22 protein-coding genes are annotated in these 24,001 nt (G+C 65.8%); 13 read left to right on the top strand and 9 right to left on the bottom strand.

Annotation, left to right across the window (positions count from 1 at the left end):
- Positions 1-62: 62 nt before the first annotated feature.
- Positions 63-1,247: an aminotransferase gene (locus tag JKL46_RS08510; protein WP_201831852.1), complete on the bottom strand. Its 1,185-nt coding sequence runs from the start codon at positions 1,245-1,247 to the stop codon at positions 63-65.
- A 257-nt stretch (positions 1,248-1,504) separates the two neighbouring features.
- Complete coding sequence (gene efp / locus JKL46_RS08515; protein ID WP_201831853.1) at positions 1,505-2,071, bottom strand: elongation factor P; 567 nt, start codon at positions 2,069-2,071, stop codon at positions 1,505-1,507.
- 141 nt (positions 2,072-2,212) lie between these two features.
- Here efp and epmA point away from each other — a divergent pair, with 141 nt between their 5' ends.
- From epmA to JKL46_RS08530, 3 genes are all read left to right on the top strand, one after another.
- Positions 2,213-3,277, top strand: coding sequence for an EF-P lysine aminoacylase EpmA (gene epmA, locus JKL46_RS08520; protein WP_201831854.1), 1,065 nt, complete (start codon positions 2,213-2,215; stop codon positions 3,275-3,277).
- Positions 3,274-4,323 (top strand): lysine-2,3-aminomutase-like protein, encoded by a 1,050-nt coding sequence (locus JKL46_RS08525; protein WP_201831855.1) that lies wholly within the window; start codon positions 3,274-3,276, stop codon positions 4,321-4,323. The genes epmA and JKL46_RS08525 overlap by 4 nt, the downstream gene beginning before the upstream one ends.
- A gap of 377 nt (positions 4,324-4,700) precedes the next feature.
- Positions 4,701-5,069 (top strand): hypothetical protein, encoded by a 369-nt coding sequence (locus tag JKL46_RS08530; protein WP_201831856.1) that lies wholly within the window; start codon positions 4,701-4,703, stop codon positions 5,067-5,069.
- 2 nt (positions 5,070-5,071) lie between these two features.
- Here JKL46_RS08530 and arfB read toward each other — a convergent pair whose 3' ends face one another.
- Positions 5,072-5,494: an alternative ribosome rescue aminoacyl-tRNA hydrolase ArfB gene (gene arfB / locus JKL46_RS08535; RefSeq protein WP_201831858.1), complete on the bottom strand. Its 423-nt coding sequence runs from the start codon at positions 5,492-5,494 to the stop codon at positions 5,072-5,074.
- A 131-nt stretch (positions 5,495-5,625) separates the two neighbouring features.
- On the opposite strand from arfB, the gene JKL46_RS08540 reads away from it, so the two are divergent.
- Positions 5,626-6,552 (top strand): AEC family transporter, encoded by a 927-nt coding sequence (locus JKL46_RS08540; RefSeq protein ID WP_201831860.1) that lies wholly within the window; start codon positions 5,626-5,628, stop codon positions 6,550-6,552.
- Between the two features lie 108 nt (positions 6,553-6,660).
- Positions 6,661-6,903 (top strand): hypothetical protein, encoded by a 243-nt coding sequence (locus JKL46_RS08545; RefSeq protein ID WP_201832147.1) that lies wholly within the window; start codon positions 6,661-6,663, stop codon positions 6,901-6,903.
- 6 nt (positions 6,904-6,909) lie between these two features.
- Here the strand turns inward: JKL46_RS08545 and dprA are convergent, their stop codons facing one another.
- Genes dprA through JKL46_RS08565 form a run of 4 tightly spaced genes read right to left on the bottom strand, consistent with a single transcriptional unit; the run spans position 6,910 to position 10,956 of the window.
- A complete protein-coding gene (gene dprA, locus JKL46_RS08550) occupies positions 6,910-8,091 on the bottom strand; it encodes a DNA-processing protein DprA (RefSeq protein WP_201831866.1) in 1,182 nt (393 codons plus the stop codon).
- Between the two features lie 3 nt (positions 8,092-8,094).
- Positions 8,095-8,697, bottom strand: coding sequence for a glycerol-3-phosphate 1-O-acyltransferase PlsY (gene plsY, locus JKL46_RS08555; RefSeq protein ID WP_201831867.1), 603 nt, complete (start codon positions 8,695-8,697; stop codon positions 8,095-8,097).
- Between the two features lie 10 nt (positions 8,698-8,707).
- On the bottom strand, positions 8,708-10,000 hold the full coding sequence (locus JKL46_RS08560) for a dihydroorotase (RefSeq protein WP_201831868.1): 1,293 nt from the start codon (positions 9,998-10,000) through the stop codon (positions 8,708-8,710).
- Positions 10,001-10,008: 8 nt separating this feature from the next.
- Positions 10,009-10,956: an aspartate carbamoyltransferase catalytic subunit gene (locus JKL46_RS08565; RefSeq protein WP_201831869.1), complete on the bottom strand. Its 948-nt coding sequence runs from the start codon at positions 10,954-10,956 to the stop codon at positions 10,009-10,011.
- A 294-nt stretch (positions 10,957-11,250) separates the two neighbouring features.
- Between JKL46_RS08565 and JKL46_RS08570 the strand changes: the two genes are divergently transcribed.
- The 3 genes from JKL46_RS08570 (at position 11,251) to JKL46_RS08580 (ending at position 16,232) form a co-directional block, all read left to right on the top strand.
- Positions 11,251-12,885, top strand: a complete 1,635-nt coding sequence (locus tag JKL46_RS08570) for an isovaleryl-CoA dehydrogenase (RefSeq protein ID WP_201832133.1) — start codon at positions 11,251-11,253, stop codon at positions 12,883-12,885.
- A 138-nt stretch (positions 12,886-13,023) separates the two neighbouring features.
- Positions 13,024-15,732, top strand: a complete 2,709-nt coding sequence (gene topA / locus JKL46_RS08575; RefSeq protein WP_201831871.1) for a type I DNA topoisomerase — start codon at positions 13,024-13,026, stop codon at positions 15,730-15,732.
- A gap of 5 nt (positions 15,733-15,737) precedes the next feature.
- On the top strand, positions 15,738-16,232 hold the full coding sequence (locus JKL46_RS08580) for an MgtC/SapB family protein (protein WP_201831872.1): 495 nt from the start codon (positions 15,738-15,740) through the stop codon (positions 16,230-16,232).
- Here the strand turns inward: JKL46_RS08580 and JKL46_RS08585 are convergent, their stop codons facing one another.
- Positions 16,233-16,421 carry a hypothetical protein gene (locus tag JKL46_RS08585; RefSeq protein WP_201831874.1) on the bottom strand — a complete coding sequence of 63 codons (189 nt, stop codon included), beginning with the start codon at positions 16,419-16,421 and terminating at the stop codon, positions 16,233-16,235.
- Between the two features lie 247 nt (positions 16,422-16,668).
- Here JKL46_RS08585 and parE point away from each other — a divergent pair, with 247 nt between their 5' ends.
- The 5 genes from parE (at position 16,669) to rpmG (ending at position 23,279) form a co-directional block, all read left to right on the top strand.
- A complete protein-coding gene (gene parE, locus JKL46_RS08590) occupies positions 16,669-18,729 on the top strand; it encodes a DNA topoisomerase IV subunit B (RefSeq protein ID WP_201831876.1) in 2,061 nt (686 codons plus the stop codon).
- Positions 18,730-19,305: 576 nt separating this feature from the next.
- Positions 19,306-21,627 carry a ribonuclease R gene (gene rnr / locus JKL46_RS08595; protein WP_201831880.1) on the top strand — a complete coding sequence of 774 codons (2,322 nt, stop codon included), beginning with the start codon at positions 19,306-19,308 and terminating at the stop codon, positions 21,625-21,627.
- Positions 21,628-21,645: 18 nt separating this feature from the next.
- Positions 21,646-22,128 carry a DUF983 domain-containing protein gene (locus JKL46_RS08600; RefSeq protein WP_201831882.1) on the top strand — a complete coding sequence of 161 codons (483 nt, stop codon included), beginning with the start codon at positions 21,646-21,648 and terminating at the stop codon, positions 22,126-22,128.
- Positions 22,106-22,831: an NUDIX hydrolase gene (locus JKL46_RS08605; RefSeq protein WP_201832134.1), complete on the top strand. Its 726-nt coding sequence runs from the start codon at positions 22,106-22,108 to the stop codon at positions 22,829-22,831. Before JKL46_RS08600 ends, JKL46_RS08605 begins: the two co-directional genes overlap by 23 nt.
- A gap of 280 nt (positions 22,832-23,111) precedes the next feature.
- Positions 23,112-23,279 (top strand): 50S ribosomal protein L33, encoded by a 168-nt coding sequence (gene rpmG / locus JKL46_RS08610; protein WP_009491004.1) that lies wholly within the window; start codon positions 23,112-23,114, stop codon positions 23,277-23,279.
- 83 nt (positions 23,280-23,362) lie between these two features.
- Here rpmG and JKL46_RS08615 read toward each other — a convergent pair whose 3' ends face one another.
- Positions 23,363-23,962, bottom strand: a complete 600-nt coding sequence (locus JKL46_RS08615; protein WP_201831883.1) for a hypothetical protein — start codon at positions 23,960-23,962, stop codon at positions 23,363-23,365.
- Positions 23,963-24,001: the final 39 nt, after the last annotated feature.

Here is a 24,001-nt window from a genome sequence, read left to right on the forward strand (position 1 = left end):
ATCGCGCCGCCATCCTGCCAAGGGCAGGCATCGCAGAATGTGGCGCTTCGCCCGAAGAGGTATCAGAGCGTCAGGCTGCGGAAGCGCTCCGTGAGGCCGCTCAGGACATCGGCGCCGACATTTGCGATGGCGACGCGCAAGTGTCCCTCCTGGCCGGGGCCGAAATAGCTTCCGGGGAGGCACAGCACGCCGCGTTCCGTCGCCAGCTTCTCGGCCACCTGCTGTGCCCCGGCGTCCGGGAAGGGATGGCGCAGATAGGCGAAATAGGCGCCGACGGACTCGATCTTCCATTCCGGCAGCGGCGCGAGAGCGTCCTGAAAAACCTGTGCACGCCCGTTGATCTCGGCCCGGTTGGCCTCGCGCCAATCCCGCAAGCCGTCGATGGCCCAGGGCAGCGCGCCCTGCGCCGTCCGCGGGGCGCAGATCTGGATGCAGTCGAGAATCTTGGCCGCCTGCTCGATCAGACCGGCATCGGCCATAATCGCGCCGGTGCGGTGCCCCGGAATCGCGTAGGACTTCGAGAAGGAATAGAGCTGGATCACCGTGTCGCGCCATTCCTCGCCAACGAAAAGCCCGTGGGCGCGGTTCATGCCCTGTGGCAGGAAGTCCCGGTAAGTCTCGTCGATCACGAGATAAATGCCGCGTTTTCGGCAGAGCTGCGCGAAGCTCTCGATCACGTGGGCCGGATAGACGGCCCCGGTCGGGTTGTTGGGCGTCACGAGGACGACGGCGCGCACCTTGTCGTCGATCAGCGCCTCCGCATCCTCGATGCGCGGCACGAATCCGTTCTCCGCCCGGCAGGGCAGCGGACGCGGCTCGATGCCCAGCATGTCCAGGGTCATCTGGTGGTTGAAGTACCAGGGCGTGGGCAGCAGCACCGCGTCGCCGCGATGGGCGAGCAGCATCATTGCCACGAAGAAGGCCATGTTGCAGCCGGCCGTCACGGCAGTGTCCTCGGGCCCGATCCTGCCCTCGTACAGGCGTGAGAGCTCGGCCGCGTAGGCCTGCCTGAGCGGCGCATCGCCGTTGATCGGCCCGTATTGCGAGCCGCCGGCGTCGCCGGCGATGGCAGCCATCCGTTCCAGCAGCTCCGGAGCCGGTGCATTGCCCGGCACGGCCTGGGACAGGTTGATCAGCGGCCCGAAGGCGCCGTCATAGCGCTTCGTCCAGGCCTGCGCCTCCGGGATCGGAGGGCTGCCGACATCGGCGACGAGGGGATTGATGGATTTTGAAGGACCGCTCGCCATGAAACCGTTCGACTCCGGGACATAAGAAAAGGCAGGAATCCGGTGAGCCTCCACCGAAACCTCCTGCCCTGCAAGGATTGTTGCGCCATCGCACCGGCTCGCCTACCGGGCTTCCCTCACGCAACCTCATCCTGAGGAGCCTGCGGAAGCAGGCGTCTCGAAGGAGGTTCCAGCGCGCGCTGGAGACGCCTCGCCCTTCGAGACGGTCACTCGCGTGACCTCCTCAGGGTGAGGCTATCTGGTGGAGTGTAAGGAGGTCAGTCCTTCGCACGCTCCACGTAGGAGCCGTCTTCCGTCATGATCACGACGCGGGTGCCGGCCTGGATATGGGGCGGCACCAGGGTGCGCACGCCGTTCGACAGCATGGCCGGCTTGTAGGACGAGGACGCCGTCTGGCCCTTCACGACCGGCTCGGTCTCGGTGATCTCGAGGGTCACGCGGGCCGGCAGCTCGATGGCGATCGGAACGCCGTTATGGGTCGAGAGCATCACGGCCATGCTCTCCTGGAGATAGGGCTTCTGGTCGCCGATGATGTCCTCCGGCACGACCAGCTGGTCGTAGGTCTCCGGGTTCATGAAGTGGAAGCCCTCGCCGTCCTCGTAGAGGAAGGTGTGCTCGCGGTCTTCCACGAAGGCGCGCTCGACCTGCTCGGTGGTGCGGTAGCGCTCGGAGACCTTCACCCCGTCGGAGATGCGGCGCATGTCGAGCTGGGTGACCGGGGTGCCCTTGCCGGGGTGGATGTTCTGGGCGGTGAGGACCACATAGAGCTTGCTGTCGATCTCGACGACATTGCCTTTGCGGAGCGTAGAGGCGATGACCTTCACGGGAGGCGTTCCTTGTGACAGATAGGGGCGCGTCGCGGGGGTCGGGTCGTCCCGCCCCCAGTGGCGCCGAAAACATTTTCGGAGCCGCAAGTAGCCTATCTGCGTGGAAATCGCCAGCCCGACCTTAATGAACCCTTTGGAATGGATATGCCCGCACCCGCTCTCTCCCCCTGGTGGACGCCGCATGTCCATGCCGACCGGCGCCCCTTTCTGATCGGGCGGAACCGGCTCCAGGCGGCCCTGCGGCGCTTCTTCGCGGAGAGGGATTTCGTCGAGGTCGATACGGCCACGCTCCAGATTTCGCCGGGCAACGAGGCGCATCTGCACGCCTTTGCGACCGAGGCCATCGGCCTCGACGGGGCGAGAGCACCCCTCTACCTCCACACCTCGCCCGAATTCGCCTGCAAGAAGCTCCTGGCGGCCGGGGAGTCCCGGATCACCTGCTTCGCCCACGTCTACCGCAACCGAGAGCGCGGCCCCCTGCACCACCCGGAATTCACCATGCTCGAATGGTATCGGGCGGGCGAGGGCTACGAGAGACTGATGAAGGATTGCGGTGAGATCCTAGGATTGGCGGCCGAGACGGCAGGCACCCGCACCCTCGCCTTCCGTGGCCGCGAGACCGATCCCTTCCAGGAGCCCGAGCGCCTGAGCGTGGCCGAGGCGTTTCGGCGCTTCGCCGGCATCGATCTTCTCGCCTCGATTGACCGGAGCGGCGCGACCGACCGGGACCATCTCGCCGTGAGCCTGAAGGCGGCGGGCCTGCGGGTGGCGGAAGACGATACCTGGTCGGACCTGTTCAGCCGCGTCATCGTGGAGCGGGTCGAGCCCAATCTCGGCCTCGGCCGCGCCACGATCCTCGACGAATACCCGGTCGCGGAAGCGGCCCTCGCCCGCCCGACTGCTCACGATCCACGCGTGGCCGAGCGCTTCGAGCTCTATGCCTGCGGCGTCGAACTCGCCAATGCCTTCGGCGAACTGACCGACGCCGACGAGCAGCGCCGCCGTTTCGAGGCCGAGATGGCGGAAAAGATGCGGGTCTATGGAGAAAGCTACCCAGTGGATGAGGACTTTTTGGCAGCGCTGGCGCAGATGCCCGAGGCGAGTGGCATCGCCCTCGGCTTCGACCGGCTGGTCATGCTCGCCACCGGCGCGTCCCGCATCGACCAGGTGATCTGGGCCCCGGTGCCGGAGACGGGCCGGTGAACGCGATCCGCCCCATCCGCACGCCGGCCGAGCTCGTCGAGGCCGGCCTCGTCGCCCCCGAAGAACTCGCCGGGATCGAGGCAGTCGCCGAGCGCTATGCCATGGCCATCACCCCGGCCATGGCTGCGCTGATCGACAAGGCGGACGCGAACGATCCCATCGCCCGCCAATTCGTGCCGGACGCGGCCGAGCTGACAATCCGACCGGAGGAACGCGCCGATCCCATCGGCGATCTCGCGCACTCGCCGGTCGAGGGTATCGTCCACCGCTATCCGGACCGGGTTCTGCTCAAGGCCGTGCATGTCTGCCCGGTCTATTGCCGCTTCTGCTTCCGTCGCGAGATGGTGGGGCCGCAGGGGCTCGGCACCCTCTCTCCAGAAGCGATGGACAAGGCCTTCGCCTATATCGCGAGCCGTCCGGAGATCTGGGAAGTCATCCTCACGGGCGGCGATCCGCTGGTCCTCTCGCCCCGTCGCCTTACCGAGATCATGCAGCGGCTCTCCGCCATCGATCACGTGAAGATCGTCCGGTTCCACACCCGCGTTCCCGTGGTCGAGCCGGAGCGGGTCGACGCGAACCTGATCACGGCCCTCAAGGCGAGCGGCAAGACGGCTTATGTGGCGCTCCACGCCAATCATCCCCGCGAGCTGACGGCGGATGCCCGTGCAGCCTGCGCCCGGCTCGTCGATTCCGGCATCGTCATGATCAGCCAGTCGGTGCTCCTGAAGGGCGTCAACGACGATCCGGACATTCTCGCCGCGCTGATGCGCACCTTCGTCGAGACGCGCATCAAGCCGTATTACCTCCACCATCCCGATCTCGCCCCCGGCACGAGCCATTTCCGCCTTTCGATCGAGGAAGGCCGCGCCCTCGTCGCGGGCCTGCGCGGGCGGATCTCGGGGCTCTGCCAGCCTGCCTATATCCTCGATATTCCCGGCGGGCATGGAAAGGCCGTGATCGGACCCGAGGCGATCCGTGAGACGGGCGGATGCTACACCGTGTCGGACTTCAAGGGTGGCGAGCACTCCTATCCTCCCTCGGAGTGAGGAGCCAAACGGGCAGCGGGGAACTAAGGTAGGATCGCGCCGGGTTGTGAGGCTCCTGACTTGCTCGGAAGTCTGGTTCATCGTTCGAATTAGAGTGCAGTTGCGTTCCTCCTCTTTGTGGCAAGAGATTAAAGATGGGGATGTGAGCGATCACGGATGAAGGCGGTGCGCGGGCACACCTCTCCTTGAGGGAGAGGTCGCGCCGGAGGCGCGGGTGAGGGGTTACGCCCTCACCGGGTAGACCTGTACCCCCTCACCCTCGCTGCGCTCGACCTCTCCCCACCGGGGAGAGGTGGCGCCTGCGGCAGCCTCGGCGCCAAGGTTTGAATACTATCGCTGACACCCCTTACGGGTCGAACTTTGAGTGGAGCCTGACGATGGCGAAGGATGCTGTTGGACCCGGCGGGAGCGACGCGGACAAGCGCATAGATTCCACGTTCCGCAATGGCTCCATCACCGCCATCGGCGTCGTCGTCGGCTTCTCCCTCGGCTTCCTCAGCCGCTGGTCAGCCCTGCCCGGGGAATGGAGCGCAACCGATCTCATCTCGGTCGCCCTGATCACCGTCGGCCTCGGCCTGCAGGTCAAGTCGCTCGCGGACCTGCTGCTCGTCACATCCCTTGAGCTCAAGCGCTACAACCGCTCGATCCGGTATTTCCTGACCGGCCTGACCCTCGTCGCACTCGGGGTCATCTTCGCGGTCTTCGCCGACCTGATGGGCTATGACGGCATCGTGCTGCAGGGGTAGGTTCAATCGTATCCGGGCTTGCCGCTGCGGCCCTTCTTGATCTCGGCGCGGCGCCCCTTTGCCTCCAGCCGGCGCTTCTTCGAGGCGAGGGTCGGCCGCGTGGGTCGGCGGGGCTTCGGCCGCTCGGTCGCCTGCCGGATCAGCTCGACGAGACGTGCCACGGCATCCTCGCGGTTGCGCTCCTGCATGCGGAAACGCTGGGCGGTGATGACCAGCACGCCGTCATTGGTAAGCCTTTTGCCGGCGAGCCTTTCGAGCTTGTCCTTTACGTAATCCGGCAGAGACGGCGAATTGCGCACGTCGAAGCGCAGCTGGACCGCAGTTTCGACCTTGTTGACGTTCTGACCGCCGGGACCGGACGCGCGGATGAAGCTCTCCTGAAGCTCCGCTTCGTCGATCGCGATGGAGTTGGTGACCTGGATCATGGGGCCTCGGGGGACGGAACAGAACAAGTGGAGCAGGCGAACAGAATTCCAATGCAAGCTTAACCGGCGCTTGTCGAGCACCCCGATCCATCCTAAGCGATCGATACGACCTTCCCCCTGACCGGCTCTTCATGTCCGCCATCTTCGCCAGCCTGATCCCGACCTTCCTGATCATCGCCACCGGCTGGCTCTGCCGCGCCACGAAATTCGTGAGCGAGCCGCAATGGGCGGGGCTGGAGCGCGTCACCTACGTGATCTTCTTTCCGGCCCTGATCATCGACACCCTGTCGCGCGCCGACCTCTCGTCCGTGCCGGTGCTCGGCGTCGGCGGCGCGCTGGTCGGCTCGATCCTGACCATGGCGGTTCTGGTGCTGGCGATGAGGCCGGTCCTGGAGCGGCAGTTCGGCATCGACGGTCCGAGCTTCACCTCGATCTTTCAGGGCGCGACGCGCTGGAACACCTTCGTCGGCCTCGCGGTCGCGGGCAGCCTGTTCGGGCAGCGCGGCATCGCCCTGATCGCGGTCGCCATCGCCGCCATGGTGCCGCTTCTCAACCTTCTCGCCTTCTACGTCTTCATCCGCTTCGCCGGCCAGCCGCAGCGCAGCCCCTGGGACATCCTGCGCTCCTTCATCGCCAATCCGTTCATCTGGTCCTGCGCCATCGGGCTTGCCCTCAACCTGCTGATGCCGCCGCTGCCGAAGCCGATTGCCGGATACATCGACGTCATGGGACGGGCAGCACTCGCATCGGGCCTGCTGATCGTCGGCGCGGGCCTCGACATCCGCAGGCTCGCAAGCCCCGGCCTGCCGCATGCCCTGGCGGCCGTCCTGAAGCTCGTGCTCATGCCGGTCATGGCGGTCACCCTGGCTCGCCTCATCGGCGTGACCGGCGACGATCTCGTGGTCACGGTCGTCGCCGCATCGGTGCCCTCGGCCAGTGCGGCCTATGTGCTCGCCCGGCAGATGGGCGGCAATGCCGGGCTCATGGCGGAGATCCTGACCCTACAGACGCTGATCGCCCTGATCTCGATGCCTGTGCTCATCTCCCTTCTGAGTTGACGGGCGCAAAATCATTTTCAATTTATAGTAGTGTTGAATCTGCTTGTTTTATTTTTGGTTGTATAGCTATCTAGGGGAATTGCAACAAAGAGACAGCGTCGCCCCTCGATGACGAAAGCCCCGCGCCAATCCCTGAAAGTTCAGACGCCCCAGGAGCCACGGGCGGTGAAGGACGCGGGCCTGCCCCGAAACGCGATGTCGCCGGCGGAGACGGCGCAATATGTTGCGGAATTCTCGGCGGAACTCGCTTTCCTCGCCCGCCACGCGAAGCTCGACCTTCTGGCCTATCTTCTCGACATGGCCCGCCTCGAAGCGATCCGGGTCGTTCAGTCGAGCGGGAAAGACGGCTGAGGCTGCTCAGCCTACCACGATCAGCGAGACCGCGTTGCCGCCATGGCGCTCGAGGCGCCCGGCGATCTCGAGCTCCAGCAACGCCATCTGCACGCTGCGGATCGGAAGACCCGATTGCCGGACCAGATCGTCGATGGCGACAGGCGAGGGTCCAAGGAAGGCCGTGAGATCGGATGCGCCCGAAATCTCGTCACTTCCGTCGTCGGGCATCACCGGCCGCACCGGGGCTCGAAGAATGTCCGGCAGGTCGAGCTCGTCCCAGAGCTCCTCGGAGTCGAGCGCATGATGCGGCTCCTCGGCCTGCCGATCCAGGCGCGGGCCGGCGGCGATCAGGGGTTCGAGCACGGTCGTGACATGCTCGATGCCGGCGCAGAGCGTGGCGCCGTCACGAATGAGATCGTTGGTGCCTTCGGCGCGCGGATCGAGCGGCGAGCCGGGGACGGCAAAAACCTCCCGTCCCTGCTCCAGGGCAAAACGCGCGGTGATGAGAGATCCGGAGCGCCGTGCAGCCTCGACGACGACGACGCCGTAGGAGAGACCTGAAACGATCCTGTTCCGGCGCGGAAAATCCCGCCCCCTTGGCTCCCAGCCCATGGGCATCTCGGAGATCACCGCCCCGCCCTGCTCGACGATGGCGTTGAGCAGCGGCTCGTTCTGAGCGGGGTAGATCCGGTCATGGCCACCGGCAAGGACCGCAACGGTGCCGGTTTCGAGCGTTGCTTTGTGCGCCCTGGTGTCGATGCCGCGCGCCAGCCCGGACACCACCGCATAGCCGGCCTCGCCCAGCTGCCGCGCGAGGCGTTCGGCAAAGGTCAGGCCGGCGGCGGAGGCGTTGCGCGATCCGACGATGGCGACGGAGGGTTTCGCCAGCACCTCGGCATTGCCGCGAAGCGCGATCAGCGGCGGCGCCGTGTCGATGGCCTGCAGGGTCTTCGGATAATCCGGCTCGCCCATGGCGACGAAGCGCACGCCGAGACGAAAGGCGGCGGCCATTTCCTTCTCGGCCTCCGCCCGGCTGCAGACCTTCAGCAGCAGGCGTCCGCCGCGGCGGGCAAGCTCCGGCAGGGCGTCCACGGCCGGGCCGGCGCCGCCATACTGATTGACCAGGGCGCGGAAGGTCCTCGGTCCCACATTCTCTGAACGGATGAGGCGGAGCCAGTCGAGACGCTGCTCATCCGTCAGGATCATGGATTATCCCTTCTGGCCGATCTTGCCCTCGGTCCCGGCAAGAAGGCGGCTGATGTTCTGGCTGTGCTTCCACCAGAGCAGCGCCGCAAGGATGATGGCGAGGCCCGCCATGCCCGGCTCGCCCAGAAGCCAGAGGACGATTGGCGTCGCGGCACTCGCGACCAGGGAGGACAGCGAGGAATATTTGAAGGCGAAGGCGACAGCGAGCCAGATCACGCAGCAGATCAGGGCCGCCAGCGGCTCGAGGCCGATCAGCACGCCGATGAAGGTGGCGACGCCCTTGCCGCCCTTGAACCCGAGCCAGACCGGGAAAAGGTGGCCGAGAAAGGCACCGAGGCCGGCCACGATGGCGAATTGAGGCCCCCACAGACCGGCGATCAGCACGGGGATCGTCCCCTTGAGGGCATCGGCCACCAGGGTCGCGGCCGCCAGGCCTTTACGCCCCGTGCGCAGCACGTTGGTGGCGCCGATATTGCCCGAGCCGATCTTGCGCACATCGCCTAAGCCCGCCATGCGGGTGAAGATCAGGCCGAAGGGGATCGAGCCCAGGAGATAGCCGAAAACGAGCGCGGCCAGCATATGCAGGAGATTGACTTCGTCGGACATTGATTTCTCGTTACATCGTATCGCGCTGAAAGACCACCCTGCCCGCCACCATCGTCAGCATGACCTGCCCTTGCAGGCGGGCCTCGTCGAAGGGGGAGTTCTTGGACAGGGACCTGAGATCGCGCTTGTCGAGCACGTAAGGAGCGTCGGGATCGAAGACGATAAGATCGGCCGGGGCGCCGACGCTCAGCTTTCCGCCCGGAAGCCCGAGAATCTCGGCCGGCCGCGTGGACAGGGCATTGAGGAGTCGCGGCAGGGAGATGCGCTCCTCGTGAACGAGGCGCAGGGCCGCCGAGAGCAACGTCTCGAGCCCGACGGCACCGTTGGCGGCCTCGGCGAAGGGCAGACGCTTGTTCTCAACATCCTGTGGATTGTGATCGGAGACGATCACGTCGATGGTGCCGTCGACCAGCGCCTCGATCATCGCCTGCCGGTCGTCCTCGTGGCGCAAGGGCGGCGAGAGCTTCAGGAAGGTGCGGTAATCGCCGATGTCGTTCTCGTTGAGCGACAGGTGATTGATGGAGACGCCGCAGGTGACCGGCAGCCCTAGTCCCTTGGCGGCACGCACGATCTCCGCCGAATCGGCGCAAGAAATCATGGCGGCGTGATAGCGCCCGCCGGTGAGCCGCACGAGGCGCATGTCGCGCTCCAGCATCACGGTCTCGGCCTCGCGCGGGATGCCGGGCAGCCCGAGCCGCGAGGCGAACTCGCCCTCGTTCATCACGCCCTGCCCGACGAGGTCGGGATCCTCCACATGGTGGACGATCAGCGCATCGAAATCGCGGGCATAGGTGAGTGCCCGGCGCATCACCTGCGCATTCGTCACCGAGCGCGCGCCATCCGTGAACGCGATGGCGCCGGCCTCCTTGAGCCGGCCGATCTCGGCCATCTCCTGGCCTTCCAGCCCCTTGGTCAGGGCGGCGGCCGGGCGGATGTTGACGATCGAGGTATCGCGGGCGCGGCGCACGATGAAGTCGATCACAGCCGGATCGTCGAGCGCGGGGCTGGTATCGGGCATCGAGACCACGGTCGTCACGCCGCCGGCCGCAGCCGCCTCGCCGGCGCTCTTGAGCGTCTCGCGATAGGGCCCGCCCGGCTCGCCGATGAAGGCGCGCATGTCGATGAGGCCGGGGCTCAGCACCTGCCCGCCGCAATCGATCACCTGCGCGTCGGCGGCCTGCGTGAGCTGCGGCCCGACCGCTGCGATCACGCCATCGCGCACCAGCACCCCGCCGCGCTCCTCGCGGCCGCTGGCGGGGTCGATGAGGCGGGCGTTCTTGAAGAGGATGGGTTGGTTGCTCATGACGCCTCTCACCTGTTCGGCAGATGGCTCGCCAGAGCCTCCAGCACCGCCATGCGCACGGCGACGCCCATTTCGACCTGTTCGCGGATGAGCGATTGCGCACCGTCGGCGACGTCGGATGAAATCTCGACGCCGCGGTTCATCGGCCCCGGATGCATCACGAGCGCATCGGGCTTGGCGAAGGCGAGCTTTTCCTGGTCGAGGCCGTAGAAGCGGAAATACTCCTTCACGGAGGGCACGAAGGACCCGTTCATGCGCTCGCGCTGCAGGCGCAGCATCATGACGATGTCCGCGTCCTTCAAGCCCTCCTTCATGCTCGTAAAGGTCTCGAAGCCGAGGCGCGCGATGCCGGGCGGCAACAGGGTGGAGGGTGCCACGAGCCGCACCCGCGCGCCCATGGCCGCGAGCAGAATCATGTTGGAGCGCGCCACGCGCGAATGCAGGATGTCGCCGCAGATCGCGACGGTGAGGCCTTCGATGCGGCCCTTGTTGCGGCGGATGGTGAGCGCATCGAGGAGCGCCTGGGTCGGATGCTCGTGCGCGCCGTCGCCGGCATTGACCACCGAGCAATCGACCTTCTGCGCGAGCAGATGCACCGCGCCGGCCGAATGATGGCGCACGACGATGATATCCGGCCGCATGGCGTTCAGCGTCACCGCCGTGTCGATCAGCGTCTCGCCCTTCTTCACCGAGGACGAGCCGACCTGCATGTTCATCACGTCGGCGCCAAGGCGCTTGCCGGCGATCTCGAAGGAGGATTGCGTGCGGGTGGAGGCTTCGAAGAAGAGGTTGATCTGGGTCCGGCCCCGGAGGGTCGACTTTCTCTTCTCGATCTGCCGGCTCACCTCGACTTGGCTGTCGGCGAGGTCGAGAAGCGCCTGAATGTCCAGGGGAGACAGCCCCTCGATGCCGAGGAGATGCCGGTGCGGAAAAACGGATCGGGGGGCGTCAATCATCTTAAAGCGATGGCTATAGGCGGTCTGGGAAATCGCGGCAAGCCGAGTTTCTCGGCCACTTTCTTCCCTCCCCCTTGCGGGGAGGGATCGAGGGTGGGGGTCGAAAAGTCGAAACTCGGAGTGTCATCGATAAAGCATCGCGACTGCTACCGTCTCACCTCTCCCCGGCGGGGAGAGGTGAGTTGCGCCTCGTTCGGAAGCCTCGTACCTCGCTGCACCCCCACCCCTACCCCTCCCCGCAAGGGGGAGGGAATCCTATTTCCGATGGAGGACCGCACCGACGAGGATCGCGCCATGTCGCCGAGCCATGACACGCACGAGGTCTTCAACCAGACGCCGCCGCTCGGTGACGTGAACCTCGTCGCGACCAACCAGCCGCTGCTGGACGCGCTGAAAGCCGGCGGCGGCGATCCGGAGGCGGAGGGGCTGATCGCCTTCGGCGCGGCCTGGGGATCGGCGGAGCGGCTCGATATCGGCCGGCTCGCCAACGAGAACCCGCCGAAGCTGCGCACCCACGATGCGCGCGGATACCGGATCGACGCGGTTGAGTTCCACCCCTCCTATCACGTGCTCATGCGGGCGAGCATGGAAGACGGCTTGCATGCCTCGACCTGGGACGAGCCGGCAACCGGCCATGCCCATCTCGCGCGGGCGGCGCGGCTCTACACGGCGTCCGGCGTCGAAAGCGGCCATGTCTGCCCGATCACCATGACCCATGCCTCGGTGGCGGCCCTCGCAGCCGCTCCGAACCGTCTCGCTGAATGGCTGCCGAAGATCCGGTCGCGGGAATACGATTCGCGCTTCATCCCGTTCTGGGAGAAAACGGCCGTCACCCTCGGCATGGGGATGACGGAGAAGCAGGGCGGCACGGATGTCCGCGCCAACACCACGCGGGCGGTCCCGAAGGCGGGGGACGAATATGCGCTGACCGGGCACAAATGGTTCATGTCGGCCCCGATGTGCGATGCCTTCCTCGTGCTCGCCCAGGCGCCCGGCGGGCTAACCTGCTTCCTCCTGCCCCGCTTCCGCCCTGAGGGTGTGCTGAACGCCCTTCGCCTGCAAAGGCTCAAGGACAAGCTCGGCAACCGCTCGAACGCCTCCTCCGAGGTCGAGTTCGAGGATGCCTTCGCCTGGAGGATCGGCGAGGAAGGCCGTGGGATACGCACCATCATCGAGATGGTGCAGCTGACCCGCCTCGATTGCGCGGTCGCTTCCGCGGGCCTGATCCGGATGGGGCTGGCGCTTAGCCTGCACCATGCCCGGCACCGCAGCGTGTTTCAGAAGAAGCTGATCGACCAGCCCGCCATGCGGGTGGTCCTGGCGGATCTCGCCCTGGAGAGCGAAGCCATGACGGCGCTCGCCCTTCGGGCTGCCCATAGCTTCGACCAGCAGGCCGACACCCACGAGGCCGCCTATGCCCGGCTCGTCACGCCCGCCGCCAAGTTCGGCATCTGCAAGGCGGCGCCGCGCCTCCTCTACGAGGGCATGGAGTGCCTCGGCGGCAATGGCTATGTGGAAGAAAGCGCCCTGCCCCGGCTCTACCGCGAGGCCCCGGTCAACGCGATCTGGGAGGGCTCGGGCAACGTGATCGCCCTCGACATCCTGCGCGCCGAGACGCGCGAGCCGGAGGTGGCGGCCTCGGTGCTGGAGCGCCTCATGGCGGATGTCCGGGACCTGCCGGGCGCATCCGATGCGGCCCGGGACATCGTCATGGCGCTTCACTCGCCGGAGGCCGAGGCGCGGGCGCGTTTCATCGCGGAAAGGCTTTTCGCCCTGGCCGCCACGGCGGCTCTCGCCCGCTCCGGCCCGGCCGAGATTGCCGAGGCCTACGCCCTGACCCGGCTCGCCACCCCCTCCCGGATGGCCGGGGCCAACGATCTCGGGGAGGCCGTGAATCCCTTGCTGGAGCGCGCCTTCGTGGCCATATAGCAAAAGGCCGGATAAGTCCGATTTGACTTGTCGCCAATCATCAACCACTTATTCCCGCCCTGCGGCGGTCTGGGACCAATCGCCGCCTTCGCCCTGGCAACGGGGCGTTCGCCTGTCCCCGCTTTTAGGAAGTCGTTCATGAAAGTCCTCGTCGTCGAGTCGCCTGCCAAGGCCAAGACGATCAACAAATATCTCGGCAAGGATTACGAGGTCCTGGCCTCCTTCGGGCATATCCGCGATCTGCCCGCCAAGGATGGTTCGGTCGACCCGGATGCCGACTTCCGCATGATCTGGACGCTCGAGGACAGGGGCTCGAAGCGGGTCTCCGATATCGCCAAGGCGATCAAGGGCGCCGAAAAGCTCATCCTCGCCACCGACCCGGATCGCGAAGGCGAAGCCATTTCCTGGCACGTGCTGGAGGCGCTGCGCGAAAAGCGCGTCCTGAAGGATCTGCCGGTCGAGCGCGTGACATTCAACGCCATCACCAAGGATGCCGTGCAGGCGGCCCTGCGCCAGCCGCGCCAGATCGATCAGGCCCTGGTCGATGCCTATCTTGCCCGCCGGGCTCTGGACTACCTCGTCGGCTTCACCCTTTCCCCCGTCCTCTGGCGCAAGCTGCCGGGAGCCCGCTCGGCCGGCCGCGTACAGTCGGTGGCGCTGCGCCTCGTCTGCGACCGCGAGCTAGAGATCGAGACCTTCAAGCCGCGCGAATACTGGTCCCTGATCGCCACCCTCGCCACAAAGGACGGCGGCGTGTTCGACGCGCGCCTCGTCGGCGCCGACGGCAAGAAGATCACGCGCCTCGACATCGGCAACGGCAAGGACGCCGAGGCCTTCAAGAAGGACCTGGAACTCGCGACCTTCTCGGTCGAGAAGATCGAGGCGAAGCCCGCCAAGCGCCACCCCTACCCGCCCTTCACCACCTCGACCCTGCAGCAGGAGGCCTCGCGCAAGCTCGGCCTTGCCCCCGCCCAGACCATGCGCATCGCGCAGCGGCTCTATGAGGGCGTCGACATCGGCGGCGAGACGGTCGGTCTCATTACCTATATGCGTACCGACGGCGTCGACATGGCGCCGGAGGCGGTGCAGGCCGCCCGCCGGGTCATCGGCAAGGAATACGGCGACCGCTACGTGCCGGGCGCGCCGCGCAAGTACTCGACCAAGGCCAAGAACGCGCAGGAGGCCCACGAGGCCATCCGCCCGACGGATATGAGCCGCCTGCCGAAATACGTGGCGAAGTATCTGGAGCCCGAGCAGGCCCGTCTCTACGACCTGATCTGGACCCGCACCATCGCCAGCCAGATGGAATCGGCCGAGCTCGAGCGCACCACGGCCGACATCGCGGCCCAGGTCGGCCCGCGCAAGCTCGACCTTCGCGCCACCGGCCAGGTGATCAAGTTCGACGGCTTCCTCACGCTCTACAACGAGAGCAAGGACGACGAGGCGGACGAGGACGAGGGCCGCCTGCCCCCTATGAAGGCCGGCGATCCCCTGGAGCGGCGCCGTATCGCTGCGACCCAGCACTTCACCGAGCCGCCGCCGCGCTATTCCGAAGCCTCGCTCGTCAAGCGCATGGAAGAGCTCGGCATCGGCCGTCCCTCGACCTATGCCGCGGTGCTGCAGACCCTGCGCGACCGCGAATACGTGAAGATCGAGAAGAAGCGGCTCGTGCCCGAGGACAAGGGCCGCATCGTCACGGCCTTCCTGGAAAGCTTCTTCCTTCGCTACGTGGAATACGACTTCACGGCCGATCTCGAGGAGCAGCTCGACCGGGTCTCGAACAACGAGATCGACTGGAAGCAGGTGATGCGCGACTTCTGGCGCGACTTCTCAGCCGCCATCGGCGAGACGAAGGAGCTGCGCATGACGGAGGTGCTCGATGCGTTGAACGAGCTCCTCGGCCCGCACATCTTCCCGGACAAGGGTGACGGCTCCAATCCGCGCACCTGCCCGACCTGCGGCACCGGCCAGCTTTCGCTCAAGCTCGGCAAGTTCGGCTCCTTCATCGGCTGCTCGAACTATCCCGAATGCAAGTATACCCGCCAGCTCGCCGCCACCGGCGTCGAGGGCGATGGCGAAGGCTCGTCCGAGAATGGCGGCCAGCCGGGCGTGAAGGTCTTGGGCACGGATCCCGAGACCGGCGAGACAGTCACCCTGCGTGACGGCCGTTTCGGCCCCTTCGTCCAGCTCGGCGAAGGCGAGAAGCCGAAGCGCTCGTCCCTGCCGAAGGGGCTCAGCCCGGCGCAGGTCGATCTGGAGAAGGCCCTCAAGCTGCTGGCGCTCCCGCGTCAGGTGGCGACGCATCCGGAATCGGGCGAGCCGATCCTCGCGAGCATCGGCCGCTACGGACCTTATGTTCAGCACGGCAAGACCTACGCCAATCTTGGGGCAGGCGACGACGTGCTGGAGATCGGCGCGAACCGAGCCATCGATCTGATCGTCGCCAAGGAGAGCGGTGGGGGCAACCGCCGCGGCGCGGCCGACCCCGGCCGTCCTCTCGGCGAGGACCCGGAATCGGGCAAGCCAATCGTGGTGAAGGCCGGCCGCTTCGGGCCCTATGTCACCGACGGCGAGACCAATGCGACCCTGCCGCGGGCCATGGCCGCGGAAGCGGTGACGCTGGCTGAGGCTGTCGAGCTTCTGAAGGCCCGCCGCGCGGCAGGCCCGTCGAAGAAATCCGCCCGCGGCCGCAAGGCTCCGGCCAAGAAGGCGGCAGCCAAGGCACCGGCTGCCAAGAAGGCCGCCACGAAGAAGGCCGCGCCCAAGAAAACGGCTGCTAAAAAGACCGCTGCCAAAAAGGCAACGGTCAAAAAGGCTCCGGCCAAGAAGGCTGCCAAGGCGGGCTGAGAGCGATGACGGAGTGGCTGTCCTCGCTTTTGGCCGACTATCCAAACCAGGTCGAGATGTCGCTGCGCCTCTGCGCGGCGACGATGGCCGGCATGGCGGTCGGCATCAACCGGGACATCCACAACAAGCCTATCGGGATGCGGACCTTGGGACTCGTCTCCCTCGGGTCCGCCATCGTCATCCTGTCCGGCTCAGTCTACGAGGGCATCCATTTCGGGCAGGATTCGGTGAGCCGCGTCATCCAGGGCATCCTGACGGGCCTCGGCTTCCTCGGCGCCGGAGCCGTGCTTCGTGCCCGGGACAAGATGGAGGTTCATGGGCTGACCACTGCGGCCACGGTCTGGATCGCGGCGGGCCTCGGCGTGGCGGCAGGCCTCGGAGCCTGGTTCATCACCATTGCCGGCACCATCGTCACGCTGCTGCTTCTAACGTTGGGAAAGCCTCTCGAGGACATGCTGACCCGGCTGTTCTCGCGGGGCGAGAAGCCGGTCGACGACTGATCAGAACGTCAGCCCGAGCCCGATCACGGCGACCGCGGCGATCGCCAGCCACAGGATGCTGGACCCATAGGATCGGTGGGTGACGGGGGTGGTATCCGGCTCGTCGAAGGCGAAGGCCTCGCCCGCGTTGCGCGCGGCGCGATCGAGATGAAGCTTCTGTGCCGGTGCCAAAGTCGTCCGCGTCGTCACGCCCGTATCTCCCGTTAAGCTCGTGCTTAACCTTTCCAACGTGAATGGAATTTAAACAGTTCCGCATGACAGCCGGAAGACATTCTTTAGAGGGAAACCGTTGGTAACCTTTACGGCCTAACCTGACTTTCCCTTTGTATGAGTTGTGGCGACAAACCGTCTTCACGTTTCCGTTTTGTTCTCGTATAAAAACGGGATGAGAAATAGTGTAAAGAAACGCGAATCATCATCTCGGACCAAGGTCCCTATGACAGACAACGACGATCTCTTCGGCGGCGCTGCTGCCAAGCGGGCGGCCCCTGCCTCGGCTCGCAACGCCGCCGTCAAGGTGTCCCGCGCCGCGCCCCAGCAGGGCACGCCGGGCGAAGCCGGCTATGACGCTTCCGCCATCGAGGTGCTGGAGGGGCTCGAGCCCGTCCGCCGCCGTCCCGGCATGTATATCGGCGGCACGGACGAGAAGGCCCTGCACCACCTCTTCGCCGAGGTGATCGACAATTCCATGGACGAGGCGGTCGCGGGGCATGCGACCTTCATCGAGGTGGAGCTGGAGGAAGGCGGCTGGCTCTCCGTAACCGATAACGGCCGCGGCATCCCGGTCGATCCGCACCCGAAATTCCCGAAGAAGTCGGCGCTCGAGGTCATCATGACCACCCTGCATGCCGGCGGTAAATTCGATTCGAAGGTCTACGAGACCTCCGGCGGCCTGCATGGCGTCGGCGTCTCGGTGGTGAACGCGCTGTCCGAAATTCTCGAGGTCGAGGTCGCCCGCGGCCAGACCCTTTACCGGCAGATCTTCTCCCGCGGCTTGCCCCAGGGCAGGCTCGAGACCGTGGGCCGCGTGCTCAACCGGCGCGGCACGAAGGTGCGCTTCAAGCCCGATTGGCAGATCTTCGGCAAGGATGCCCATTTCCAGCCCCGCCGCCTGTTCAAGATGGCCCGTTCCAAGGCCTATCTCTTCGGCGGCGTCGAGATCCGCTGGAAATGCGCAGCGTCCCTGATCGATGGCGTCGACAATGTCCCGGCCGAGGCGACCTTCAAGTTCCCGAACGGCCTGAAGGACTACCTGCTCCACGACATCGAGGGAAAGGAGCTGGTCACGGACCAGATCTTCTCCGGCAAGATCACCAAGCCCGGCAGCCACGGCTCGCTCGAATGGGCGGTCGCCTGGATGACCAACGAGGACGGGTTCTCGACCTCGTACTGCAACACGGTGCCGACGCCCGAAGGCGGCACGCACGAGAACGGCCTGCGTATCGCGCTGCTGCGGGCACTGCGCGAGCATGCGGAGCGCGTCAATCAGCAGAAGCGCATGGCGGCGGTGACCACCGACGACGTGATGGCGACCTGCGCCTCCATGCTCTCGGTCTTCATCCGCGAACCTGAATTCCAGGGCCAGACCAAGGACAAGCTCGCGACCGTCGAGGCCGGCCGTATCGTCGAGAACGCGATCCGCGACACCTTCGACCATTGGCTCGCGGCGGCACCGCAGCAGGCCAACAAGCTGCTCGACTGGGTGATCGACCGGGCGGAGGAGCGCCTGCGCCGCCGCCAGGAGAAGGAGGTCGCCCGCAAAACCGCGACCCGCAAGCTGCGCCTGCCCGGCAAGCTGGCCGACTGCTCCAATGCCGGCGCCAAGGGCTCGGAGCTGTTCATCGTCGAGGGCGACTCGGCCGGCGGCTCCGCCAAGCAGGCCCGCGACCGTGCCAGCCAGGCGGTGCTCCCGTTGCGTGGAAAGATCCTCAACGTGGCCTCGGCCGGCAAGGAGAAGCTGCACCAGAATCAGCAGCTTTCCGACCTCGTCCAGGCGCTCGGCTGCGGCACGGGCTCGCATTACAAGGATTCCGATCTGCGCTACGAGAAGGTCGTGATCATGACCGACGCGGACGTGGACGGCGCCCACATCGCCTCGCTGCTGATCACCTTCTTCTACCGGCAGATGCCGCGCCTCATCGACGGCGGGCATCTCTATCTCGCGGTCCCGCCGCTCTACCGGCTCACGCAGGGATCGAAATCGGCCTATGCCCGCGACGATGCCGACCGGGAACGGCTGATGAAGACCGTGTTCAAGGGCAACGGCAAGGTCGAGATCGGCCGCTTCAAGGGCCTGGGCGAAATGCTGCCGGCGCAGCTCAAGGAAACCACCATGGACCCGAAGAAGCGCCTGCTTCTGAAGGTGGTCGTGGAAGCCGACGACAAGCCGGAAGCCAGCGATGCGGTCGAGCGCCTGATGGGCAACAAGCCCGAAGCCCGCTTCGCCTTCATCCAGGAACGCGCCGCCTTCGCCGACGAGGCGGCTCTGGATATTTGATAAGTGCGCCACTGTCATTCCGGGGCCGCGCAGCGGAGCCCGGAATCCATAACCGCTAATGGTGGCGAAAGGGGCGGAACGGGAATCGCCCTTCCTTGAGGCGTTGTGGTTATGGATTCCGGGCTCGCCTGCGTCGCCCCGGAATGACAGCAGTGGAAGTCGTCCAGCTTTCATCACCAGCCTTCGGCCGCCGGGGATGACACCCACACCGTCATGGCCGGACTTGTTCCGGCCACCCACGCCTTGGGATCCACCACGCTGCATAAGACGTGGGTCCCCGGGCCAAGCCCGGGGATGACGTCGAGTGCGCTCGACCGGCCGAAAACTTTTTTCAAAAATTTTTCGAAACTGCCGGAACCATCCCTGAGCCAGGACGTTTTATGAACTCACCGGCTCATTCTGCCCCCACGGGCCGGTCCCTCAAAGGCTCCGATTTCGGGGCCTTATTTTTTGGCTGCAACGCTTCCGCCTGGATCTCTTGATCGGCCTGAGCGTCATTAAAGATCCCATGCCACCGCTCTAGCCCCAGCCAAGCTCGCATGCGACAAGACCTGATGAACCTGAAGAGCTCCCCCTTTGACCAAGCGTCCGAAAGCTGACCCCGCCCTGCCCTCCCGCGAGGAGGTCGTCTCCTTCATCACCCATGCCCAGGGCAAGGTGGGCAAGCGGGAGATCGCGCAGCATTTCGGCATCAAGGGCAATGACCGCATCTGGCTGAAACAGATCCTCAAGGGCCTGGAAGTGGATGGCGTCGTCGATCGGCGCGGCAAGAGCGTTCACAAGGCCGGCCAGCTGCCGCCGGTCGTGCTGGCGGACATCACGAAGCGCGACCGCGACGGCGAGCTGATCGCCGTTCCGACCGAGTGGGACGAGGCGGAGCACGGCCCGATTCCCACCATCGTCATCGTCACGCCGCGTAAAGCCCGTCCCGGCATGCCGGTGGCGGGCGTCGGCGACCGCGCGCTGCTGCGTATCGAGCCTCTCAAGCCCGCCGACATCCACCGCTATTCGGGCCGCGTGACCAAGATCATCGCCAAGAAGCAGGCGCAGGTGCTCGGCATCTTCCGGGCCCTGCCGGATGGCGGTGGCCGGCTCATCCCCGTGGACAAGAAGGCACGCGAGCAGGAGCTCGAGATCCGGCCCGGCGACGAGGGCGAGGCGAAGGACGGCGACCTGATTGCGGTCTCTGTCGTAAAGCACGGCCGCTTCGGCCTTCCGACCGCCAAGGTGAAGGAGCGCTTGGGGTCGGTCAAATCCGAGAAGGCGATCAGCCTGATCGCGATCTACGCTCACAACATCCCCAACGAGTTTCCCAAGGCCGTTCTGGAAGAGGCGGAGAAGGCGAAGCCCGCCTCCCTGGAAGGCCGCGAGGACTGGCGCGAGCTGCCCCTCGTCACCATCGACCCGCCCGATGCCAAGGACCACGACGACGCGGTCCACGCCGCGCCGGACGAGGATCCCAACAATGCGGGCGGCTTCATCGTCACCGTCGCCATCGCCGATGTCGCGGCCTATGTGCGTCCGGGCACCGCCATGGACCGTGAGGCGCAGGAGCGCGGCAACTCCGTCTATTTCCCCGACCGCGTCGTGCCGATGCTGCCGGAGCGGATCTCCAACGACCTGTGCTCGCTGCGCCCGCGCGAGGACCGCCCGGCTATCGCCGTCCGCATGACCGTCGGTCCCGATGGACGCAAGATCCGTCACAGCTTCCACCGGGTGATGATGCGCTCGGCGGAAAAGCTGTCCTATGCCCAGGCTCAAGGAGCCATCGACGGACATCCCGACGACGTCACGAAGCCGATCCTCGACACGATCCTGAAACCGCTCTGGGCCGGCTACGAGCTTGTGAAGAAGGCGCGCGATCTGCGCGAGCCGCTCTTCCTCGACCTGCCAGAGCGTAAGATCGCGCTCAATCCCGACGGCACCGTCGACCGGGTTTTCGTGCCCGAGCGGCTCGAAGCGCACAAGCTGATCGAGGAGTTCATGATCCTCGCCAATGTCGCCGCCGCGGAGAGCCTGGAGCAGGCGGGATCCGACCTGATCTACCGCGTACATGACGAGCCCTCGCTCGAAAAGATGCGGTCCTTAAGCGAAGTGCTCGGCTCCATCGGCCTCAAAGTTCCGAGCCAGGGCGCGCTCAAGCCGGAATTGTTCAACCGCATCCTGCGCAGCGTCGCGGATACGGAGCATCAGCTCTTCATCAATGAGGTGGTTCTGCGCTCGCAGTCGCAGGCGGAGTATGCCGCCGAGAATTACGGCCATTTCGGCCTGAACCTGCGCCGCTACGCCCACTTCACCTCCCCCATTCGCCGCTATGCCGATCTCATCGTGCATCGCGCGCTGATCACCGCATTGAAGCTCGGCCAGGACGGCCTGCCGGCCGACACCACGCGCGCGCAGCTGATCGAGATCAGCGCCAAGATCTCGGCCGCCGAGCGCCGGGCCATGGCGGCGGAGCGTGAGACAATCGACCGCCTGATCGCGCACTTCCTTGCCGACCGGATCGGGGCCACATTCCAGGGACAAATCTCGGGGGTGACCAAGGCGGGCCTTTTCATCAAGCTGAGCGAGACCGGCGCTGACGGGTTCGTCCCGGCGGCGACCATCGGCGACGATTATTATCGCTACGACGAGAAGACCCACTCGATGCGGGGTGAGAATACTGGCGAAACCTACCGGCTTGGCGACAAGGTGGAGGTGAAGCTGGTGGAGGCCGCGCCGATTGCCGGCGCGCTGCGCTTCGAGCTTCTCACCAAGGGCCGCTTTACCGGTCGCACTGGGCCTGCGAGGAAGGGTGCCAAGCACCCGCCACGCGGGGCTCGCGCCGGCAAGGCGTTCCCGCCCGAGCGCAGCGGCTCCCGGACGCGCGTGAAGGTCAAACGGCGCGGACGCGCCTGACGTTTTGAAGGATTGAGGATGTCTTTGACGATCGAGACCGCCGCATCGGCAAGCTCGGACGACGTGAAGGCGATTCCCGCCATGAAGCGCGGTTTCCTGGGCCATTGCCCGGCCTGCGACAAGGGGCGGCTTTTCGGCCGCTTCCTGAAGGTCGTCGACCATTGCGAAGCCTGCGGGACCGAGTTTCATCATCACCGGGCCGACGACCTGCCGCCCTATATCGTGATCTTCATCGTCGGGCACCTGATCGGCTATGGCATCCTCATGACCGAGACCAAGCTCGAGATGCCCATATGGATCCATCTCGCGATCTGGCCGGCGCTGACCCTCATCCTGTGCCTGGTGCTGCTCCAGCCGGTCAAAGGCGCTGTCGTGGGGCTGCAATACGCGCTAGGGATGCACGGTTTCGGGGCGGCCCGGGCCAAGAACAGCACCGACGAGGACGACGCACGTGACGGATACCGAAACCCTGGCGAAGATGGATCGCCTCGTTTCCGCTGAAGCCAACCCCAAAGCCCCGACGCTCCGCCCCGTCGACGCCGCGACCCTCATCATCATCGACCGCAAGCCGAAGGTCCCGAAAGTGCTCATGGGCAAGCGCCATGAGGGACTGAAGTTCATGCCGGGCAAGTTCGTCTTCCCCGGCGGGCGGATCGAGGCCGGCGACCGGTCCATGGCCGTCACCGGCGCCCTTCACCCGCGCGCCGAGCAGGCCCTCATGGCGAAGGTTGCCCGGCCCTCGACCCAGCGCTGTCGGGCGCTCGCGCTCGCCGCCATCCGCGAGACCTTCGAGGAGACGGGCCTCCTGCTCGGGACCAAGGATTACGGCGGTCCCGACAAGGTGCCGTCTGGCACGGCCTGGACGGGCTTTCAGGAACGCGGCGTGTTTCCGGATCTGGAAGCCCTGCACTTCATCGGCCGCGCCATCACGCCGCCGAAGCGCGTCCGCCGCTTCGACACCCGATTCTTCGCCGTCGACCGCACGGCCATCGTCGACGAGGTCGAGGGCATCGTCGGCCCCGACAGCGAACTCGTGGAACTGACCTGGGTCACCATCACCCAAGCGAGAGCCCTCGACCTGCCTCCGATCACGACGGTGATTCTGGGCGAGCTTGAGGCGAGGACCGAAGCGGGATTCGGCCACCAGCTCCCTGTGCCGTTCTTCCACCAGCAGCGGGGCCGTTTCGTGCGGGAATTGTTGTAATGCTCTTCCAACTCGTCATGGCCTGGCTTGTCCAGGCCATCCACGTCTTTAAGCCGGTCTGAAGACGTGGGTCCCCGGCACAAGGCCGGGGATGACGCCGAGGATGTCAGGAGGCAAGGAACGGCACAAATCCGATCCCGCGGCACCCTTCTCCCTTGACTGTCCGGCGATAATCGGGCATTGGAGCCCAACGATTTTCCGGCCGGGTTCGCCCGGCCTTTGCGTTTCGGCCATGCCCTGGGGCGAGCCGGAGCGCCGAACCGAACAAGAGGTCCCGACCATGGCCAAAGCCGCAACGATCAAAGTGAAGCTCGTCTCCACCGCCGACACGGGCTATTTCTACGTGACGAAGAAGAACTCGCGCACGATGACCGAGAAGCTCAACCTCAAGAAGTACGATCCGGTCGCGAAGAAGCACGTCGAGTTCAAGGAAGCCAAGATCAAGTAAGCTTTCGGGTATATCACTGCTCTTGAACAAAAACCGCCTCGTCGAGGCGGTTTTTGCGTTTCTGGGCGGATCGGATTTAATGCTTAGCGGTACCGGTCGACCCGGACGCGGGTGACCTGCCGGTTGCCGATAGCGCCCGTGGTGACGACGTCGCGGCGGACCGTGCGGACGACGGGGGCGCGATCACGATAGACCACCCGGTTCACCACGCGCGGCTGGCGATAGACGACCCGGGTCCGATAGGCCGGCTCGCGATAGACCACGCGCGTCCCGTAGACCGGAGCCGGCCGATAGACGACCTGCGTCGCGGGGGCGGAGTAATAGCCGTAGGCCGGATAGGAATACGCCGGATAGCTATAGGCCGCGGGATAGCCACCATAACCGTATCCGTAGCGATAGCCGTAACCCGGATAGCCATATCCATAGCCGTAGCCAGGATATCCGTAGCCGTAGGCGGGCGTCGTCGCAGCCGTGATCAGGCCGCCGAGCACCGCGCCGCCGATCAGTCCGGCGGCGACTGCGCCGCCATTCCCCCAACCGCCGCCGCGATAATAACCGCCGTTCCAGCCTCCTCCATGCCAACCTCCGCCGCCCCAGCCTCGCCCACGCCACTGAGCGTCAGCGGTGCCGACGGTACCGAGAGTGATCAATGCGACGCCTGCAAGCAAACCAAGTTTCTTCATGGCAGACACCCTGAAATGTTGCACCAAACTCAGACGTTA

Origin of the sequence: Microvirga zambiensis WSM3693 (genome assembly GCF_016735695.1) — a bacterium.
GTDB lineage: Bacteria > Pseudomonadota > Alphaproteobacteria > Rhizobiales > Beijerinckiaceae > Microvirga > Microvirga zambiensis.

Excerpts from the sequence above, each read along its gene's own strand:
- JKL46_RS08600 (WP_201831882.1), top strand. The coding sequence starts at position 21,646 with ATGTCTTTGACGATCGAGACCGCCGCATCGGCAAGCTCGGACGACGTG.
- JKL46_RS08570 (WP_201832133.1), top strand. The coding sequence starts at position 11,251 with ATGTCGCCGAGCCATGACACGCACGAGGTCTTCAACCAGACGCCGCCG.
- JKL46_RS08560 (WP_201831868.1), bottom strand. The coding sequence starts at position 10,000 with ATGAGCAACCAACCCATCCTCTTCAAGAACGCCCGCCTCATCGACCCC.
- JKL46_RS08540 (WP_201831860.1), top strand. The coding sequence starts at position 5,626 with ATGTCCGCCATCTTCGCCAGCCTGATCCCGACCTTCCTGATCATCGCC.
- JKL46_RS08530 (WP_201831856.1), top strand. The coding sequence starts at position 4,701 with ATGGCGAAGGATGCTGTTGGACCCGGCGGGAGCGACGCGGACAAGCGC.
- rpmG (WP_009491004.1), top strand. The coding sequence starts at position 23,112 with ATGGCCAAAGCCGCAACGATCAAAGTGAAGCTCGTCTCCACCGCCGAC.
- arfB (WP_201831858.1), bottom strand. The coding sequence starts at position 5,494 with ATGATCCAGGTCACCAACTCCATCGCGATCGACGAAGCGGAGCTTCAG.
- topA (WP_201831871.1), top strand. The coding sequence starts at position 13,024 with ATGAAAGTCCTCGTCGTCGAGTCGCCTGCCAAGGCCAAGACGATCAAC.
- JKL46_RS08615 (WP_201831883.1), bottom strand. The coding sequence starts at position 23,962 with ATGAAGAAACTTGGTTTGCTTGCAGGCGTCGCATTGATCACTCTCGGT.
- JKL46_RS08565 (WP_201831869.1), bottom strand. The coding sequence starts at position 10,956 with ATGATTGACGCCCCCCGATCCGTTTTTCCGCACCGGCATCTCCTCGGC.
- plsY (WP_201831867.1), bottom strand. The coding sequence starts at position 8,697 with ATGTCCGACGAAGTCAATCTCCTGCATATGCTGGCCGCGCTCGTTTTC.
- JKL46_RS08605 (WP_201832134.1), top strand. The coding sequence starts at position 22,106 with ATGGATCGCCTCGTTTCCGCTGAAGCCAACCCCAAAGCCCCGACGCTC.
- epmA (WP_201831854.1), top strand. The coding sequence starts at position 2,213 with ATGGATATGCCCGCACCCGCTCTCTCCCCCTGGTGGACGCCGCATGTC.
- JKL46_RS08510 (WP_201831852.1), bottom strand. The coding sequence starts at position 1,247 with ATGGCGAGCGGTCCTTCAAAATCCATCAATCCCCTCGTCGCCGATGTC.
- JKL46_RS08580 (WP_201831872.1), top strand. The coding sequence starts at position 15,738 with ATGACGGAGTGGCTGTCCTCGCTTTTGGCCGACTATCCAAACCAGGTC.
- parE (WP_201831876.1), top strand. The coding sequence starts at position 16,669 with ATGACAGACAACGACGATCTCTTCGGCGGCGCTGCTGCCAAGCGGGCG.
- dprA (WP_201831866.1), bottom strand. The coding sequence starts at position 8,091 with ATGATCCTGACGGATGAGCAGCGTCTCGACTGGCTCCGCCTCATCCGT.
- JKL46_RS08545 (WP_201832147.1), top strand. The coding sequence starts at position 6,661 with ATGACGAAAGCCCCGCGCCAATCCCTGAAAGTTCAGACGCCCCAGGAG.